Source organism: Streptomyces sp. NPDC050263 (assembly GCF_040655955.1).
Classification (GTDB): domain Bacteria; phylum Actinomycetota; class Actinomycetes; order Streptomycetales; family Streptomycetaceae; genus Streptomyces.
In genome coordinates this window covers 1-17001 of sequence record NZ_JBFAKW010000047.1, presented here as the reverse complement: position 1 = coordinate 17001, position 17001 = coordinate 1, and the positions used below count along the sequence as shown (strand labels likewise).

General features: G+C 73.8%; 12 protein-coding genes and 1 pseudogene. 7 read left to right on the top strand and 6 right to left on the bottom strand.

Translation table 11 applies throughout. The features are described 5' to 3' along the window. The first annotated feature begins 163 nt into the window (after positions 1-163). A complete protein-coding gene (locus AB0J04_RS21800) occupies positions 164-1498 on the top strand; it encodes a cytochrome P450 (protein ID WP_363170192.1) in 1335 nt (444 codons plus the stop codon). Between the two features lie 99 nt (positions 1499-1597). Here the strand turns inward: AB0J04_RS21800 and AB0J04_RS21795 are convergent, their stop codons facing one another. The 3 genes from AB0J04_RS21795 to AB0J04_RS21785 form a co-directional block, all read right to left on the bottom strand. Next, complete coding sequence (locus tag AB0J04_RS21795) at positions 1598-2095, bottom strand: peptidylprolyl isomerase (RefSeq protein WP_363170191.1); 498 nt, start codon at positions 2093-2095, stop codon at positions 1598-1600. A 99-nt stretch (positions 2096-2194) separates the two neighbouring features. Further along, on the bottom strand, positions 2195-3670 hold the full coding sequence (locus tag AB0J04_RS21790) for a glutamate-cysteine ligase family protein (protein WP_363170190.1): 1476 nt from the start codon (positions 3668-3670) through the stop codon (positions 2195-2197). 90 nt (positions 3671-3760) lie between these two features. Further along, complete coding sequence (locus AB0J04_RS21785; RefSeq protein ID WP_363170189.1) at positions 3761-4684, bottom strand: hypothetical protein; 924 nt, start codon at positions 4682-4684, stop codon at positions 3761-3763. Between the two features lie 400 nt (positions 4685-5084). On the opposite strand from AB0J04_RS21785, the gene AB0J04_RS21780 reads away from it, so the two are divergent. The 5 genes from AB0J04_RS21780 (at position 5085) to AB0J04_RS21760 (ending at position 12637) form a co-directional block, all read left to right on the top strand. Then, positions 5085-5501 (top strand): hypothetical protein, encoded by a 417-nt coding sequence (locus AB0J04_RS21780; protein ID WP_363170188.1) that lies wholly within the window; start codon positions 5085-5087, stop codon positions 5499-5501. A 210-nt stretch (positions 5502-5711) separates the two neighbouring features. Further along, the gene (locus AB0J04_RS21775; protein ID WP_363170187.1) at positions 5712-6542 is read left to right on the top strand and encodes a hypothetical protein; all 831 of its coding nucleotides are present in this window, start codon (positions 5712-5714) and stop codon (positions 6540-6542) included. Beyond that, positions 6539-8743 carry a bifunctional serine/threonine-protein kinase/ABC transporter substrate-binding protein gene (locus tag AB0J04_RS21770; RefSeq protein ID WP_363170186.1) on the top strand — a complete coding sequence of 735 codons (2205 nt, stop codon included), beginning with the start codon at positions 6539-6541 and terminating at the stop codon, positions 8741-8743. The genes AB0J04_RS21775 and AB0J04_RS21770 overlap by 4 nt, the downstream gene beginning before the upstream one ends. 51 nt (positions 8744-8794) lie before the next feature. After that, positions 8795-10960, top strand: a complete 2166-nt coding sequence (locus tag AB0J04_RS21765) for a bifunctional serine/threonine-protein kinase/ABC transporter substrate-binding protein (protein WP_363170185.1) — start codon at positions 8795-8797, stop codon at positions 10958-10960. 75 nt (positions 10961-11035) lie between these two features. Next, positions 11036-12637 carry an MFS transporter gene (locus AB0J04_RS21760; RefSeq protein WP_363170184.1) on the top strand — a complete coding sequence of 534 codons (1602 nt, stop codon included), beginning with the start codon at positions 11036-11038 and terminating at the stop codon, positions 12635-12637. 249 nt (positions 12638-12886) lie between these two features. Here the strand turns inward: AB0J04_RS21760 and AB0J04_RS21755 are convergent, their stop codons facing one another. From AB0J04_RS21755 to AB0J04_RS21745, 3 genes and pseudogenes are all read right to left on the bottom strand, one after another. After that, positions 12887-14077 carry an MFS transporter gene (locus AB0J04_RS21755; protein WP_363170183.1) on the bottom strand — a complete coding sequence of 397 codons (1191 nt, stop codon included), beginning with the start codon at positions 14075-14077 and terminating at the stop codon, positions 12887-12889. Between the two features lie 166 nt (positions 14078-14243). Then, positions 14244-14693 (bottom strand): hypothetical protein, encoded by a 450-nt coding sequence (locus tag AB0J04_RS21750; RefSeq protein ID WP_363170182.1) that lies wholly within the window; start codon positions 14691-14693, stop codon positions 14244-14246. Positions 14694-14774: 81 nt separating this feature from the next. Continuing rightward, a pseudogene (locus AB0J04_RS21745) lies at positions 14775-15285 on the bottom strand (hypothetical protein); the annotation flags it as partial. A gap of 22 nt (positions 15286-15307) precedes the next feature. Here AB0J04_RS21745 and AB0J04_RS21740 point away from each other — a divergent pair. Further along, positions 15308-16837 carry a glycoside hydrolase family 3 N-terminal domain-containing protein gene (locus AB0J04_RS21740; RefSeq protein ID WP_363170181.1) on the top strand — a complete coding sequence of 510 codons (1530 nt, stop codon included), beginning with the start codon at positions 15308-15310 and terminating at the stop codon, positions 16835-16837. The last annotated feature ends 164 nt before the right edge of the window (positions 16838-17001 follow it).

Here is a 17001-nt window from a genome sequence, read left to right as displayed (position 1 = left end):
GCACTCCCGCCGGCCCCCGGACGACCTGCCGGGCCGCACGACCGTCGTCGAAGGGCCGGCCGGGCTCACCAGAACAACGTCACTGATTGTGCCCGCTCCCGTACAGTCCGTGTGGTCAGTGCTCCGCCACGGCCGAGCACACGGGCTGACCAGGAGAAGAAACATGGACACCGAAGCCGGACCCGGCTCCCTCGCGCCCGCCCCCGCGACGGGACGGCCGATCCCCGAAGCCGACCCCGCACTCGTGGCCGGGTGGCGTTCGCGGCGAGGCGAACTGGTCGAGCTGCTCTCCCAGGTGCGCGAGCGGCTCGGCGGGGTCGCCGCGGTCCGCCTCGGGCCGGCCGCCCCCACCGTGCTCGTCACCGACCCGCAGGCCGTCCAGCACGTACTGGCCCGGCACCCGGACCGGTACGTCAAGCGCTCCCACCGCGCCCGTCTGCTGATCGGCGACGGCGTCCTCGCCGCCACCGGCGCCGCGTGGAAGCGCCAACGCCGGCTGCTGCAGTCCCAGTTCACCGGCACCGGGATGCGCCGCTACGAACAGCGGATCACCCGGGCCGCCCGGACCACCGCAGCGCGCTGGGAGGAGTACGCCCGCACCGGGCAGAGCCTCGACGTCGGGCGGGAGATACGCCGCTTCGCCCTGGACGCCATCTGGCGCTCCCTCACCGGGCACCCCCTCGACGACGGGACCGAGCGCGAACTGGCCGCCGTGGGCGCCGTCGCGACCGCCCTCCCGACCCTGCCCGCCGACGCCACCGACGCCCGGGACGCCGTAGCCGCCGATCTCGCCCGGATCGACACGGTCGCCCGGCACGCCGTCGAGGCCGCCCGTAGCGGGGCGGCGGGACCCGACGGCCCGGGGCTGCTGCACGTCCTGACCGACGCAGCCGCCGAGCACCCCGAGTACACCGACCGGCTGATCCGCGACGAGCTGGTCACGCTGCTCGTGGCCGGACACGAGACCACCGCCATCACGCTGACCTGGCTCTACCTGCTCCTCGACCGCCACCCCGCCGCCCGCGAACAAGCGCTCGCCGCCGGCGGCGAAGGCTCGGCGGAGCGCCGCCAGGCTCTCCAGGCCCTGGTCCACGAGACGCTCCGGCTCTACCCGTCCGCCTGGATCCTGCCCCGCCACGCCACCGAGGACGACACCCTCGCCGGCTACGCCGTCGAGGCGGGCGCCGACCTCCTCGTCAGCCCGTACCTCACCCACCGCGACCCCGAACTGTGGCCCGACCCGGAGCGCTTCGACCCCCGGCGCTTCACCGCGGCCGACGGCCGCCCCACCCACCCGGGGGCCTACTACCCCTTCGGCATCGGCCCCCGCGCCTGCATCGGCCTGCAGTTCGCGCTCCGCGAATCGACCGTCCTGCTCGAACACCTGCTGCCGGCCCACATCCCGGTCTTCTCCGCCACCCCCGCCGGCGCCACGTACGGCATCACCGTCCGTCCCGACGGCCCCGCCGCGGCGACCTTGGAACCGTCCCGCGACTGACCCGCGGGCCGTGGGGCCGTGCGCGCCCGGAGCGCGCGAGTACCGCCCGCGGCCGGCCGGGGTGCCGTTCCCGGCCGGGCGGGCGGTGCGAGGCCGCTGTCAGAGCTGGCCGGACGCGGAGATGGTGATCTTCGCCGAGGTCGAGCCGCTGCCGGAGCCGAGCGACTCGATCTTCCGGACGAGGGCCATGCTGTCCTCGTCGGCGACCTCGCCGAACACCACGTGCTTGCCGTCGAGCCAGCCCGTCACGATCGTGGTGACGAAGAACTGCGAGCCGTTGCTGTTCGGGCCCGCGTTGGCCATGGACAGCAGGCCCGGACGGTCGTGCTTGAGCTTGAAGTTCTCGTCGGCGAACTTCTCGCCGTAGATGCTCTTGCCGCCGGTTCCGTTGCCGCGGGTGAAGTCACCGCCCTGGAGCATGAAGTCGGGGATGACCCGGTGGAAGGAGGAGCCGGCGTAGCCGTAGCCCTTCTCGCCGGTGGCGAGCGCGCGGAAGTTCTCCGCGGTCTTGGGCACGACGTCGTCGAACAGGTTGAAGTTGATGCGCCCGGCGGGCGCGTCGTCGATGGTGATGTCGAAGTAAACCTTGATCGTCATAGCTCTATCCTGCACGGTCCGGGGAGTGCTCTCGCACAGTGGGTCTCGTGTCGGCCTTCCTGCCCCCTCCTGCCGGGCCCTCGTACCCGCTCTGACCAGTCAGTCCACCGGCCAGGTGTGGGCGGGAGCGTTGAGATGCATGTAGTCGATGTACTGCTGGGTCATCCGCCGCAGGGCCTCGTGCCGGCCCGTCCCGGCGGCGGTGATGCGGTGGAAGGTCTCCTTCTGCCAGACGGCCCCGTTGCGGGCGGTGACACACCGCTGCTCGATGACGCCGAGCAGCGGCTCCCGCCAGGCCGCGTCCATGCCGGAGCGCTCCAGACCCAGATGCGCCAGCGGCAGCAGCCGGCGCAGGACCAGCTCGGGCACCGGCACCTCGCCCGTCCCCGGCCAGTACAGCCGCGACTCGATGCCGTGCCGGGCCGCCGTGTGCAGATTGTCCTCGGCGGCCCGGAACGACATCCGTGACCACACCGGCCGCTCCTCCTCCACCAGGGCGCGGGTGAGGCCGTAGTAGAAGGCGCCGTTGGCGAGGGTGTCGGCGACGGTCGGACCGGCCGGCAGACAGCGGTTCTCGACCCTCACATGCGGCCGGTCGTCGGCGACGGCGTAGACCGGGCGGTTCCAGCGGTAGACGGTTCCGTTGTGCAGGGTCAGCTCGGGCAGTTCGGGGACCTCCCCTCCCGCCAGTGTCGCGCGCGGGTCCTGCTCGTCGCACAGGGGCAGCAGGGCGGGGAAGTACCGCAGGTTCTCCTCGAACAGGTCGAAGACGCTGGTGATCCACCGCTCCCCGAACCACACCCGGGGCCGTACCCCCTGCACCTTGATCTCCTGCGGGCGGGTGTCGGTGGCCTGCTCGAACAGCGGGATCCGCGTCTCGTGCCACAGCTCCTTGCCGAACAGGAACGGCGAGTTGGCCGCCAGCGCCACCTGCACGCCCGCGATCGCCTGCGCCGCGTTCCAGTAGGCGGCGAACTCGTCGGGGGAGACCTGGAGATGGAACTGGGTGCTGGTGCACGCGGCCTCGGGAGTGATCGTGTCCGCGTAGGTCCGGAGCCGGTCCACGCCGTCCAGCTCGATGTGCAGATCCTCGCCCCGCGCGGCGAAGACCTGGTCGTTGAGCAGCCGGTAGCGGGCGTTCTCGGACAGCGCCGACTCGCCCACGTCCGCCTGCCGCAGAGTGGGCAGGATGCCGATCATGATCAGATGCGTGCCGACCGACCTGGCGCGCTCCTCGGCGTGATTGAGCGCGGCGCGGATCTCGGACTCCCAGGCGTCGGGGCCGCCCTGCGTCAGCCGCCGGGGCGGGACGTTGATCTCCAGGTTGAATCGACCCAGCTCGGTGGACCAGGCCGGGTCCGCGATCGCATCGAGGACATCGCTGTTGCGCATCGCCGGCTCGGCCCGGTCGTCGACCAGGTTCAGTTCGATCTCCAGGCCCACCTGAGGCCGCTCGGACTCGAACCGCGACTCGCGCAGCATCTGCGCGAACACCTCGAGGCACTCCTGCATCTTGGTCCGGTACCGGCGGCGGTCCTCGCGGGTGAAGACCAGCGCCGGGACATCACGTCCCATCGGCCCTCCCGACCTGTCCGTCGGCGGACGTCCGCTGCCTCCAGCGTCGCATCACCGGACGCCCCTGACCAGGCGGGATCGGACCTCGATCTACCGGGCGGGTCCGGCCAGGCGCTCCACCTCCCGTGCGGCGTCCCGTGCGGCCCGGTCCGCCCGGGCCGCGGCGGCGGCGGCCGCCCGACGCCGTTGCCCGGCTTCCTTCTCCTCCTGGTCGGCTCGCTCGAGGTCCTCGCGTGCCTGTCGGAGCTGCTCCTCGGCGGCGGACAGCCGCCGTCCGGCCTCCTCGTGCCGGTCGTGGGCCTGCCGCAGCGCCCCGTCGGCGTCCGCCTGCTCGGCGCGCAGCTCCCCGAGCCGTCGATCGGCGGCCCTGACCGCCCGGCGGGCCTCGCCGAGCTGCGCCTGCCGCTGCCGGCGGCGCTCGGCGAGCTCGTCCTCGGCCTGTGACGACGAGGGCGGCGGTGCGGCCTCGGCGGGCTTGCGCGGCGTGCGGGCGGCCGAGGGATCGGCCGGCGGAAAGTCCGCCGGCGGGGTGAGGGCCCTCTCCAGACGTCCGGCGGCCCACAGGTCTGCCGCGTCCTCGTCGGCGAGCACCGCGCGCAGGGTGGACTCGACGTCCTGCCGAGCCGCGTCCGACAGCCGGTGCCCGGCCGCCCGCGCCAGCTCGGCGGCCTGCCGGGACAGCGCCGAGACGACGTTCCGGCGCTGCCCGGACAGTTCCTTGATCCCGTCGGCGTCCAGCGTCCGGTAGGCCTCGCGCAGGGCGCGCCCCAGCTCCAGGAACCGCCGGCTCTCCTGCGGCTGCGAGCGCAGCAGCAGGTTCGCCGCCCAGGCCGCGAGCGTGGGGCGGCGGGCGGCCCGGATCCGACGCGCGTCCTTTGGGCGTCCGTCCGCCTCGGCCGCCGCGGCCAGCTCCGCGCGCCGGGCGACGAAGCCGGACGGCGCGGTGGTGTGGAGCTCGTCGAGAAGCCGCTCCACGTCGTGCTCCGCACCGCGCCGCACACCCTTGCGCCCCATGATCGTCAGCTTCCACCCGGCCGGGCCGCCGCGCACCTCGGACGGCCCGGGTACGCCGCGACGGCCGTCTCTGAGCGGTTGGCCGGCCGGTCCCCGGGACGCGCCGGACTCGTGAAGCGCCTCCCCGGACGAAGCGCGGGGTGGGTGCCGGGCCCTCCCCCGAGGGGGCCCGGCGGGCTGACGCCGGCAGGGCGCACCGACGACCGACAAGGAAACGAGGCCCACTGGGATGCCGGGACGGCCGCAATCGTCTGACCTGGTGGTCTCACCTGCCCGCTGGGACGCGCCTGGGACGGACGGGTTCCGGCCGACCTGACCCTCGCTGAGTACCCGTACTCAGGTCCGGGTGCGATCACCCGATCAGACTGTGGGGTTCATGACAGATCACGGAGGAGTGAACGTGAGTCGAACGAGGAGAGCCCTGGCCGTGACGGCGCTGGCCGCCTGTGCCCTGACAGGCGTCGGAGCGGGGCCCGCCGTCGCCGTCGGGGATCCTTTGCTGCCCCATCCCGGTCCGGACGGCCTGGTGTGGGTGCAGGAGTGGACCGGCGACGGCGGGATCGCGTCGGGCGGCGCCTGGGACGGTCTGCCGACCGTCCTCACGGTGGCGTGCGAGGGCGGCGGCAGCGTGCGGGTGACGATGCAGTCGAAGGAGACGGAGGTCGCGGCGTTCTCGGTCGACTGCCCGGCGGACAGCGTCGGCGTGGGGTCGGCGACCATGGCCGCCGGCGTCGTGCGGCCAGGCTCCTTCACCGTGGGCGTCGACGCTTCGTCGGACGCCGTCCGGTGGGCTTTGACGGTGACTCAGCCGGAGTAGCCGAAGCAGCCGGGTGCCGCACGGGACCGCTCACCGCCCTCGGCGCACCACGCACACCGGTCGTAGGGCGCCGGCGAACCGTGCGGTAACCCGGACAGGCGTGGGCCAACGGTCCTACGCTTTGCTGTGCCTGAGTGAGGCCCAGGAGAGCGCTGAGACAGCGCGGAGCGCCGGGGGGCGGAAGCAGTGGACAGAGGGCTTTTACGGGGCTTGTGCGCCCTTTCGACGAGTGGCTTACTGCTGATCACGGGATGTTCCGACGATGGCGGCGGATCCGGCGACGGGAAGTCCACCGCGAAGCCCGCGGAGACGACCACCGCAACGGTCGCGCAGGGGGAGGACGCCCAGGGCGACTCGGCCGGTGGAGCCTCGGCCGCCCCCAGCGCCGCGCCCACCGCGCTCGACGTCACCCTGGATCCCGACCGAGCCCCGAAGACCCGCGCGGACGCCGTGCGCCTGGCCGACAAGGTCGCCGCGGGTCCGGAGCTGTGGGGAGCCGGCTTCGTCATCGCGTCCCCGGACAGTGATCCGGGCACCTGGCCGGTCCTCGACGACTCCTGCGTCTGGGAGCTGCAGCCCGTGCCCGACGACGTGCTCGCCAGCATCACCCGCTACAGCGAACTCCCCGCCGCCGACGGCGAGGGCCCGATCAGGGTCGCCGCGACCGTCACCGTCCACAAGGACATGGACGGCGCCGACTGGGAACAGGCAGCGACCCTCGAGGAGGCGCTGCGCTGCCCGGAGCAGACACTGCGCGCGGGGGAGAAGGTCTCCGGCCTCAACTCCGTCGGCATCCCGTTCGGCACGAACGGCAACGAATACGCCGAGGACGCGCTCTACGAGACCGGCGACTACCGGAGCGACGCCCTGGGCGGTCCCCACCCCTACATATGGACCCAGGCCCGCATCGGCCAGGTCACCGTCGCCACCACCTGCCGGGGCTCCCAGGGCCACTCCGGCGAGGAGCTGAGCTCGGCCGTGGCCGAGACGCAGAGTTCCATGCTGGTCCGCCTGGAGAGCGAACTGGAGGTGGCCGAGTGACCGGCGCCCTGCTGCCCTCCGACCCCTCCTCCCTCGCCGGGTACCGGCTGCTCGGCCGGCTCGGCGCCGGCGGCATGGGTGTGGTCTACCTCGGCCGCACGGACGACGGCGCTCCGGCCGCCGTAAAGGTGATCAAGGCCGAGTACGCCGACGACCCCGAGTTCCGGGCCCGTTTCCGGCGTGAGGTCGAGGCCGCGCGACGGGTCAGCAGTCCCTGGGCGGTGCCCGTGGTGGGCGCCGACCCGGAGGCCGCCGAGCCCTGGCTCGCCACCGCCTTCGTCCCCGGGCCCTCGCTCGCCGAGGCCGTCGCCGAGTGCGGGCCGCTGCCCGCCCGCAGTGTGCGCGTCCTGGCCAAGATGCTGGCCGGGGCGCTGGCCGAGGTGCACGCGGCGGGTCTGGTGCACCGGGACGTCAAGCCCGGCAACGTGCTGCTCGCCGTGGAGGGGCCGCGGCTCATCGACTTCGGGATCGCGCGGGCCGCCGACGACACGGCGATCACCTCCGCCGACATGATCGTCGGCACCCCCGGCTTCCTCGCCCCCGAACAGGCCGAGGCCCGCGCCGACGCGCTCGGCCCGGCCGGAGACCTCTTCTCGCTGGGCTGCCTGCTGGCGTACGCGGCGACCGGCCGCCCGCCCTTCGGCACCGGCGCGGTGGACGCCCTGCTCTACCGCACGGTCCACGACGAGCCCGACCTCACGGGCATCGACGAGCAGTTGCTGGTACTGCTGTGGCCGTGCCTGGCCAAGGACCCGGCCCAGCGTCCCACGGCGGCCGGGCTGTACGGGCTGATCATCGAGGACACCCCGGGCGAGCCGGCGGGCTGGCTGCCGGAGGACGTCGTACGGATCATCGCCGAGAGGTCGGCCGCGATGCTCGCCCTGCCGGACATCGAACCGACCGTCGCCGAGCCGCCCGCCACAGCCGAGGCCTCGCCGAGCCGGCGGCGGTTCCTCGTCGCGGGGGCGGCGGGCGCCGTACTGGTGGCGGGCGGTGGTGCGGCGGCGGTCTGGGCGGCACTCCGCGACGACGGTGACGGGACAGCGTCCGGCGCGGGAACGGGCGGGTCCCGGCAGTGGACCGTCGGGCTCCAGGCGGATCTCAGCGGCCCGGCGAAGGCCCTCGGCCAGGCGCAGGAGCGCGGCGCGCGGCTCGCCGTCGAGCAGTTCAACGCCCGTAAGGACAAGCCCTTCACGCTCACCCTGAAGACGGCCGACGACCGGGGCGACGCGAACCGGGCGGGCGCCGTCGCGCGCGCGTTCGTCGAGGACAAGGACGTGCTCGCCGTCCTCGGCCCGACGTCCGACACCCCCGCCCGCGCGGTCCTCGCTGTGTACGACGAGGCGCTGCTCCCGCTGATCTCCGTGTCCGCCGGGGCGAGCATCCTGACCACCGTGGAGAACCGCTCCTTCCTGCACGCCCGCCCCAACAACCTCGAGGCCACCGCGTCCATCGTCATGCTCCTGACCGCCGGCGGGAAGGCTCTGGGCGCTCAGTACGCGTCCAGTCGGACGGCCGGCGGCCCCTCCCGGCGGCCCGGTCTGCTCCTGGACCGCAGTGCGGGCGACTACGCCTGGGAGAGCGTCGGCTCGGTCAACGCGCTGGTGCGCAACGCGGGCCTCACGCCCTACCCGCGGGTCGTCCCGGCCGGCGCCGACGCCTTCCGGCCCATCGTCACCGACATGCTCGCGGCGGGCTCCGACGCCTTCGTCTACGGCGGGTACGCGCCGGGCGCGGCCGCCTTCGCCCGCGCCCTGACCGCGGCCGGCTTCGGCGGGCCGGTATACACCCCGGGAGCCGCGCTGACCACGGAGTTCCTCCAGGCTTCGGACGAGGCCGGCGACGGCTGGCTGATCACCGCCACCTGCGTCGACCCCACCGAACTGCCCACGGCCGCCGACTTCACGGCCGCTCACCGCAAACGGTTCGGCGACGCCCCCGCCTACTTCGCGGCGGAGGCCTACGACGCCGTCAACCTGATCGCCAACGGGCTGCGCAAGTCCGGGAAGCGGCCCACGCGCCCCGAACTGATCAAGTCGCTGCGCGCGACCACCTATCAGGGCGTGACGAAGACGTTCGCCTTCACCCCCGACACCGGGTCCTTCGTCGCCCCCGCGAGCGGCGCGGTCTTCGGCTACCGGGCCGACGGCGGCAGGTTCCGTTTCCTGGGTCCGGCCGCCGTACCCTCCTCGGCGTCCTAGGGCCGCCGCACCGTGCCCGTCGCCGCACTTCGCCCCGGGGACCCGCCTGTCGTGGGCGGTCACCGGCTGCTGGGCCGGCTGGGCGCGGGCGGCATGGGCGTGGTCTATCTGGCCCGTACCCGGGGCGGGGCGCTGGTCGCGCTCAAGGTGATCCGCGCCGAGTACGCAGCCGACCCCGCCTTCCGGGTGCGTTTCCGGCGCGAGGTGGAGGCGGTGGCCGGACTCGGCGAGCCAGGCGAGACGGGGGTCCCCCCGGCCGAAGGCGGAGGGAAGGCGGCGGGGCGGCCCGGCGGACGCTGGCTGGTGCCGGTGACCGCCGCCGACCCGGAGGCCCGCGAGCCCTGGCTGGCCACCGCGTACGTCCCCGGGCCGCCACTCGTCGACGCGGTCGCGCGCTACGGCCCCCTGCCGCCGGAGAGCGTACGGGTGCTCGGCGCCCGGCTGGCCGAGGCGCTGGCGGAGGTGCACGCGGCCGGACTGACCCACCGGGACGTCAAGCCCGGCAACGTCCTGCTGGCCCTCGACGGACCGCGCCTCATCGACTTCGGCATCGCCCGCTCGGCGGACGCGACCGCGCTCACCGCGAGCGACGTGGTGATCGGCTCCCCGGGCTATCTCTCGCCCGAGCAGGCCCAGGCGGGCGGTCGGGAGCGGGTCGGCCCGCCGAGCGACGTCTTCTCGCTGGCCTGTGTCCTCGCCTTCGCCGCCACCGGCCGCCGCCCCTTCGGCACCGGCACCCCGGCCGCCGTCATCTACCGCACGGTCCACGACACCCCCGACCTCACCGGCGTACCGGACCCGCTGCTGCCGCTGCTGACCGCCTGTCTCGCGAAGGAACCCGGCGCCCGGCCGTCGGCGCGGGAGGTGCACGCGGCCCTCGACCCCGGCGGTACGGCCGAGGACGGGTGGCTGCCCGCTCCCCTCCCGGGGCTGATCGCCGAACGAGCCGCACGGGTGCTGGAGTTGCCGGCGCCGCACCCGCCCGACCTGGACGACACCCGGGTGGACACCCGGCCCGCACGGCGGCGCCTCGTGATCCTCGGGGCGGCCCTGGGGGTGCTCGGCGCGGGCGGCGGCGTGGCCGCGTGGGTGTCCCGCGGCAGAGCCGGCGGGCCCACCGGCCGGGCGGGGGTCCCGCTCCCCCGATACCTGATCGGGCTGCACGCCGATCTGAGCGGCGGGCAGAAGAGCCTCGGGCAGGCCCAGGAGCGGGGCGCGCGGCTCGCCGTGGAGCACCACAACGCCCGTACGGACCGGGACTTCGACCTCGTACTGAGGGTCAGGGACGACGGCGGGAAGCCGGACCGGGCGGTGCGGACCGCTGCCGCCTTCGTGGCCGACGAGACGGTGTACGCGGTGATCGGCCCCACGACCGACGCGACCGCCGTGGCCGCCAAGGAGACGTACGAGAAGGCTCTGCTGCCCGCGCTGATCGTGTCCGCCGGGAACGAGGAGCTGTCCGACAGCGCAGCCGAGGCGATCTACCAGCTCAGGGCCAGCGAGAGGACCCTGACGACACCGGTGCTGTGGTACCTCACCCACGTCGAGCCCGCCCACCGGACCGCCGTCCTCGAGGACCGGGCCGCGGGAGAGACCGGCTGGAAGAAGGCCAGGTCGCTCAGCGAGTTCCCACCGTCCAAGGGCACCACCACCCTCCACACCGTCGCCGCCGACAGCGAGGACTTCCGCCCGGCCGTCGACGCGGCCCGCGCGGCCGGCGCCGAGGCGCTCGTCTACACCGGAGACTCCGCCCACCGGGCCGCCCTGTGCGCCCGCGCGGTGCGCGAGGCGGGTTTCGCCGGCCCGTGTGCGGCCTTGGAGCCGGTGCTGGGGCCGGTCTTCCTGACGGAGGCGGCCGACGACGCCGAGGGGTGGGTGTTCGCCGCCGCCTATGTGGATCCGTCGGCTCTGGCGACGGCGAAGGCCTTCGCGGCGGCCTACCGCAAGCGCTACGGCGTCGCCGAGGTGGGCGCCTACGCCGCCGAGGCCTACGACGCGCTCGGCCTGGCCGCGCAGGGGCTGCGCCTGCTCGGCCCGGACGGGGTCGAGCGGGGCGGCATGACCCGCAGGCTGCGCACGCTCGCCTACCGGGGCGTGAGCAAGGAACTGTCGTTCAACAGGACGACGCTGCAGATCTCTTCGGGACCCGGGCTCTTTCTGTACCGGGTGGAGGAGGGACGTCCCCGCTTCCTGGGTCAGTACGAGACGGTGAAGTGAACGAGCGGGGAGCGCCCCGTGAGCTCAGCGCATGCGTCGTCCGCCGCCCCGGGGCAGACTGAAGTGGTGACTGGCATGTACACCAAGCACCGGGCGGGAAGCGCGTCCGCAGGGGGTGGTGCGCCTTCGCAGTCGGTCGCGCTCGCGGCCATGATGTTCGCGGTGGCGATGACGTTCATCGACCAGACCATCGTCTCGATCGCCACGCCGGCCATCGTCGACGAACTCGGCCTCTCCGCCTCCGGAATGCAGTGGGTCGTCAACTCCTATCTACTGGCCCTGGCCGCGTTCTTCGCCCTGGGCGGACGCCTGGCGGACCTCCTCGGCCCTCGGCGCATCGTGGTGACGGGCACCCTGGTGTTCGTGGTCTCGTCGGTCCTGTGCGGCTGCGTCCCCCGTGGCGACTTCGCCCTGACCTGGCTCATCGTCTTCCGGAGCACTCAAGGGCTGGGCGCCGCGCTGCTCTTCCCCGCGGCGCTGGCCGTCGTCGTGGCGGTCTTCCCGGTGGAGCGGCGCGGGCGGGCGCTGGCACTGTTCTTCGGCGTCACCGGCGCTCTGACGGCCATCGGGCCGCTGCTCGGCGGCTGGCTCACCGACTGGACGTGGCGGGCGATCTTCTGGGTCAACGTGCCCGTGGCGATCGTCGCGTTGATCCTGACGGCCATGGCGCACGTGTCCGACCGCCGCCGCGACGAACCCCTGGACGTGCCGGGCGCCGCGCTCATCGCCGTCGGCATGGGCGTGAGCGTGCTCGGCTTCCAGCAGGCGTCGGCGTGGGGTTGGGACAGCGCGGTCACCTGGGTGTGCGTCGTGGGCGGGCTCGGGGTGCTGTATGTGTTCTGCCGCTACGAACTGCGCACGGTCCATCCGTTGGTCAAACTCGCGGTCTTCCGCGACCGCGCGTTCGTCGTCGACTCCTTCGTGCTGTTCTTCGCCATGCTCGCGTTCGTCCCGCTGTTCTTCTTCGCCTCCGTCTACGCGCAGGTGTCCCTGAGCGCCTCGCCCAACCAGGCGGCCCTGTACCTGCTGTACTTCTTCGCGGGCTTCGCGCTCGCCTCGCAGTGGGGCGGCCGCATCCTCGACAAACGAGGCGCGCGGCCGGCCATGAAGCTCGGCTGCGCGGCCGGGGCGGTCGGCTTCGCGCTCTGGGCGGGCACGTTGACCGACCTGTCCATGCACGACCAGTGGCCCTACGCGGCCCTCGCGGGGGCCGGCATCGGCTTCATCCTCGCGCCCGCCTCGACGGACGCCGTCAACCGGGCGATCGACGCCTCGTACGGCGAGGTCACCGGCGTCACCCAGACGATCCGCAACTACGCCGCCAGCGTCGGCCTGGCACTCTTCGGCACCCTGCTGACCCACTCCATGACCGACAACGTCAGGGACACGCTCGAGTCGCGCGGAGTGCCGTCCGAGGCGGCGGGCGACGCGGCCAGGAGCGTCGCGGAGTCGGTCACCGGCAGTGCCGACGACCAGCGGTTCAGCGGCGGCGGCGCGGTCGCGGACACCGTGCGGGAGTCGATGTCCGCGATCCGCATGGACTTCGCCGAGGCCAACCAGTGGGTGTTCTACGGCATGGCGATCGCCCTGGGCATCGGTTTCCTCGGCGCACTCCGGCATCCCGGCGGCACGCAACGGTCCGAGGAGACATCGGACGACTCGCGCGCCCTTCGCTGAGCCGGGGAGGCCGGACGGCCGCCCCGGTTCCCGTGCCTCAGCGGCTGCGCAGCGCGCTGGTGGTGAAGAATCCCATGGCTGCGGCGCTGACCAGGGCGCAGACGGCGAGGAGAGCGGTACGTCGCATCGAAGGGCCTTTCCGATGATGAAGGATGGGTTCTGCAGGTTGCTCTGCAGGTTCTGCACAACGCCCGTCGGCCCCGCCCCGCTTCGCCCACGGACCGAACCCACCCGTACGGCTGCGCGTCTTCACCTGCCTGCCGGTACCGGCCGCCGCAGCAGGTAGGCGCCCGCGGTCGAGACGAGGACGGCCATGCACGCGATGAACACCAGCCCGGCGCCCTCCAGCCCCATCGGTTCCGCCAGTACGCCCACCCCGATCACCGGCACCGAGATGCCCGTGTAGGCCACCACGAAGAGCGTCGAGATCACCGCCGCGCGCCGGTCCGGGGGAGACGCCCCGGCCACCGCGGCCAACGCCCCGCGAAACGCCAGGCCCTGCCCTGCCCCGCCGACGATCGCGCTGAGCACCACCAGCGTCAGCGAGTCCCAGCGCAGCGCGCCCGCGAGCAGCGCCAGCCCGGCCAGCAGCGCGGCGCAGCCCAGCGGCAGCGAACGGCCGACCCCGACCCGGCCGACGGCCAGTTGACCGGCCGTCGAGGAGAAGAAGGCCAGCGCGACGACCAGACCGCTCACCGCGTGGTCGCGCACGTCCAGGGACTGGGCGAGGAACGCGGGGCTGACCGAGGTGAACACGCCGAACAACGCGAACCCCACGAACGAGGCGATCGCCGCCGGTCCGAACACCGGGCGCACCTGTGCGGGCAGGCCGGGCCGCTGCGGCCGGACCGTGCTCAGCGGTCTGAGGTTCTGCACGGTCTCCGGCAGCCGAAGCACGACGACGGCCGAGCAGGCGACCAGGGCGAGATGCACGACGAACGGCAGATACAGCGGCCAGGGGGCGTACTGCGCGAGCACACCGGCGAGCAGCGGGCCGCAGCCCAGTCCGCCCATGTTGGCGGCCGTCGCCACGAACGTGGCCCGGGCGGCGCCGCCGGGCGGAGCCAGGTCCATCACGTAGGCCGTGGCGGCGCCGGTGAACAGACCGGCGGACAGCCCCGACAGCAGCCGCCCCGCGTACAGCCAGCCCAGCCCGGTGGCGCACAGGAAGCAGACGGCGCTCGCCGCCGCGCAGCCCAGGCCCCACAGCAGCACGGACCGTCGGCCCACGGTGTCCGAGGCGTTGCCCGCCAGCAGCAGAACGCCGATGACCCCGAAGGCGTACACCGCGTACACGACGGTGACCGTCAGCTCGGAGAAGCCGAACTTGTCCTGGTAGAGGCCGTAGAGAGGGGTCGGCAGCGTGGTGCCGACCATGCACACGGCGAACACGGCTCCGGCGAGCAGACAGGGGAGCCACGCTCGGCGATCACGGTCCATGCCGGCGACAGTAGCGCCGGGCGCCCTGGCCGGCTCCCCGCCCGACCGGCGAGTCGGGCCGGTGTCCGAAGGGGGATCGGGCCACCGACCAGTCCCGCGGTCGGCGGGCCACCGACCAGTCCCGCGGTCGGCGGGCCGCCGCGGGTGGCGTGCGGGCCGCTTCCGCTCAGTCGGCGAAGACCCTGCCCTGCTTGACGACGAAGTGCGTCGGGTCGGAGCAGCCCAGGGAGGGCGTGAGCAGCAGGCTCACCGTGAGCGGCGCGGGCTCGGTGCTCGCGGTCGACAGTTCGCAGACGGCGCCCCGGCCCGTGAGCGGGAACCAGAACCAGCCGTCCACCTCGGCCACGGTCACGCGGTCCGACTCCTTCCAGACGCCACCCGCCTGTGTGTAGACCTGCAGGCGCACCGAGGCGGCGTACTCGTCCTCGGTCGACCGCAGGGCCGTGAGGGTGATCTTGTAGTCGCTGCCGAGAACGGAAGAGGCGATCTGGCGTGTCTGCGGCGCCGCGGCGGCCGCGTTCGAGGCTCCGGCGTCGGCGGCGGTGAGCGTGGTCGCCGCCAGAGCGAGAAGGGCTGCGGCCGTGACGCCGTAGGTGCGGATGCGAGCAGGACTCATGTGTTCCCCCGTCGGAACGAGCCGGTCGGGATGACGGAATCATCCCCTTTGTGACATGGACGCCCGACCGGCCTCCGAGGTTGCGGGTGCGGTGCCCGCACTGGCGCCGAGGATCCCGGGATCCGCCAGGGGGTTGCGGGTCGGCGCCTGCATCGGCGCGCAGTCGGGCGCATCGCCGTGGAGCGTGCGCCAGGCCTGGCCCAGGGGCACGTCGAGCGCCCCGCGCGACAGCGCGAGCAGCAGTACCGCGCGGGGGCCCGTGGCCGCCCGGACCGCGTACACGCAGCGGATCAGGTCCGGCTCGAGCGCGGCGATCCTCTCGACCTGTGGACCGGTGCCGGTGTCCTTGAGGACGGTCGGAGCGCTCGCCCCGGCCGGCTTGCCGGACGCCCGGCCCCTCGGTGGTGGCGACCGGCGCCTTGCCCAGGGCGAGGGCCGAGTCCTGGTCGGTGAGTCCGACGGTGACGATCCGCTTCGGCTCCGACTCGATCGTCGTGGTGCCGAACTTGTGCGTGAGGGTGACCGGGAACGCGGACTTCCCGGAGGGGGCCGCCGTCGAGCCGGCGCTCGACTTTTTGAATCGGCCATCCATACGAATATTGACTTTCGGCTTGATGAGCCAGAGGATTCCGGAGGTGACGCACTCCGCCTCCGGGCCCGTCGGCCCGGCACTTCCCGCGGCCCTCGACGAGGCGGCCCACCGCTGTCTCGTCGCGGGCTTCGACGGCACGACGACCGTCCCCGACCCCCTGAAACGGCTCATCGACCGCGGACTGGGCGGGGTCATCCTGTTCACCCGCAACATCCGCGACGCCGACCAGGTCCGCGAACTCACCGGCACCCTGCGGGCGTTGCGCCCGGACCTGCTCATCGCCATCGACAACGAGGGCGGCGGCATCGGACACCTGGTCGCCGCGGACGCACCCGAGGCGCCCGGCTCGTGGGCGCTCGGCGTCGCCGACGACCCGGCGCTCACCGCCGCCTGCGCCGACGCCCTGGCCGGACACCTGCTCTCGCTCGGCGTCACCGCCTCCTACGCGCCCGTGGCCGACGTCCAGAGCCGGCCCGAGAACCCGATCGTGCGCACCCGCGCCTTCGGCGCCGACCCGGAGCTCGTCTCCCGGCATCTGCGGGCCTGGATCGCGGCCACCGAGGCGCGCGGCGTGGCCTCCTGCGCGAAGCACTTCCCCGGCCACGGCGGGACCGTCACCGACAGCCACCACGAGCTCGCGGTCGACCCGCGGCCGTACGACCGGCTCGACCTCGCGCCGTTCCGGGCGGCCGTCGAGGCGGGCGTGCCCATGCTGATGAGCGCCCACGTCGTCTTCCCCGCCCTCGACCCGGACCGGCCCGCCACGCTCAGTCCGCGGATCCTCTCCGAGCTGCTGCGCGGCGAACTCGGCTTCGACGGCGTCCTGGTGAGCGACGCGCTGGAGATGAAGGCCATCGCCGACCGCTACGGCGAGGCGGCCGGGGCGCGTCTCGCGCTCGCGGCGGGAGCGGACCAGGTCATCGTCGCCGTGCCGGATCTGGAGGTCACCCTCGCCTGCCGGGACGCCGTGCTCGACGCCCTGCGATCCGGCGAACTGGCCCCCGAGCGGGTGACCGAGGCCGCGGCGCGGGTACGGCGGCTCGCGCTGCGCTACGCGGTGCTGCCGTACCGCCCGGCCGACGTGGCCGCGTGGGACGAGACGGCCGGGCTGGCGGCGGCACGGCGGGCCGTGCGCGGCACGGGGCCCCTGCCCGAGCCGGTGCGCGGCGCCCACGTCGTGGACTGCTTCCCGCCCCCGCACCCCGCTCTCAACTGGGGCGGCGAGGACCTCCTGACCGCACTGCGGTCCCTGGACCCGACGGTCACGGGGACCGCGGTCACCGGGGAGCCGGAGGACGCCGAGGCCGTCGAGGACCTCGTACGGGACGTCCTGCGGACGGCGCAGGGGCGGCCGTTGGTCGTCGCCGTGTGCGACGCGGAGCTGTATCCGTGGCAGCAGCGGGTACGGGACGCGCTGCTGGCCGCACGGCCGGACGCGGTGCTCGTCTGCACCGGGTTGCCCGAGCCGGGCGGCCGTGCGCTGAGTGCGTACGGGAGGGGGCGGGTGAACCTGCGGGCGCTCGCGGAGGTCCTGACCGGCGCCGCCGGCTAGGGGGCTTCTGATGGATCTCCGCGGCGTCGCGACGCCCGGCACGCACTCTCGCCGCACCGGGCGAAAGCCCTAGATGAATGAGTCCAAGGGATGTCCTGCGGACATAGGACGAGGGCGTCCAGTGTCGATGTGTGACGACCGACCTGGACACCCTCGCAACGGCA